Source organism: Rubrobacter calidifluminis (genome assembly GCF_028617075.1).
GTDB lineage: Bacteria > Actinomycetota > Rubrobacteria > Rubrobacterales > Rubrobacteraceae > Rubrobacter_E > Rubrobacter_E calidifluminis.
This window is the reverse complement of sequence record NZ_JAQKGV010000044.1, coordinates 1-1,435: the sequence shown is the minus strand read 5'-3', so window position 1 is coordinate 1,435 and position 1,435 is coordinate 1. Positions and strand designations below refer to the sequence as shown.

General features: G+C 56.3%; 1 protein-coding gene. It reads left to right on the top strand.

All coding sequences use genetic code 11. The features are described 5' to 3' along the window. Positions 1-6: 6 nt before the first annotated feature. A partial coding sequence (locus tag PJB24_RS15765) for a CoA-acylating methylmalonate-semialdehyde dehydrogenase (RefSeq protein ID WP_337959029.1) occupies positions 7-1,435 on the top strand: 1,429 nt, incomplete at its 3' end.

Below are 1,435 nucleotides of genomic sequence, written 5' to 3'. Positions count from 1 at the left end.
TGGAAGGTGCGCAACCTCATCGGGGGGGAGTGGCAGAAGAGGGAGGATCTGCCGACAGAGCCCGTCTACAACCCTGCTACAGCAGAAGTCATAGCCCAAACCCCCCTCTCCACAAAAGAGGATGTGGAAAGAGCAGTAAGGGCAGCGGAGGAGGCTTTCTCAGAGTGGTCTTCGACCCCGGTGGTCGAGAGGGCACGCATCCTCTTTCGCCTGAAGATGCTCATGGAGGAGAACTTCGATGAGCTCTCCTCCCTTGTCACCCTGGAGAACGGCAAGGACAGAAACGATGCCTCAGGAGAGGTCAGGCGTGCGATAGAGGTGGTTGAGTTTGCCTGCGGGATGCCCACCCTCTTGATGGGTGAGACGGTGAGGGATGTGGCGAGGGGGATAGACAACCTCTCCTTTCGCTACCCTCTGGGGGTGGTAGCGGCGATCACACCCTTCAACTTTCCGTGCATGGTGCCGATGTGGACGATTCCCATAGCCATAGGGGCGGGCAACACCTACATCTTGAAACCCTCCGAGAGGACACCTCTGTGCTCGCAGAGGATAGGGGAGCTGCTCTTTGAGGCAGGTTTGCCCGAAGGGGTTTTCAACATAGTGAACGGGGCCAAAGAGGTGGTTGATGCCATCCTCACCCATCCCGGGATAAAAGCCATCTCCTTTGTAGGATCTCAGCCTGTAGCAGAATACGTCTACAGAGAAGGATGCGCACATGGAAAGAGGGTACAGGCTTTAGCGGGAGCCAAAAACTCCATGATCGTCCTGCCCGATGCGGTCTTAGAGAAGGCTGTCCCGAACATCATCTCCTCAGCGTATGGCAACGCAGGAGAGAGGTGTCTGGCAGGAAGCGTTCTTGTAGCCGTAGGAAAAGAAGAAGAGCAGGACAGGCTCGTAGGAGCGGTAAAAGAAGCCGCAGGTAAGATGAAGGTAGGGCCTGGCTACGAAGAAGGCAGCGAGCTTACCCCCCTCATAAGAGACTCCCACAGAGAGAAGGTGCGCTCCTACGTAGACCTCGCAGAACAAGAAGGAGCCGAAGTAGTACTCGATGGGAGGATTCCACCGAGAGAAGAAGGGTTTTTCTTTGGGCCCACGATCCTCGATCGGGTAACAGGCAAGATGCGGGTAGCAAGAGAAGAGATCTTTGGGCCGGTACTCTCCGTAGTCCGTGTGCCCGACCTGGATGAAGCCATAGAGTTCACCAACGGATCACCCTTTGGCAACGCCTGCTCGATCTTCACCGAGAGTGGGGCGGCAGTAAGGCACTTCAGAGAGCGCATAGAGGCGGGGATGCTTGGGGTCAACATAGGAGTAGCGGCGCCGATGGCGTTCATGCCGTTCAACGGGATAAAGAAATCCTTCTATGGGGACTTGCACGCCACGGGCAAGGATGGGGTGAGGTTTTTCACCGAGAACAAGGTCGAGATAGTCCGCT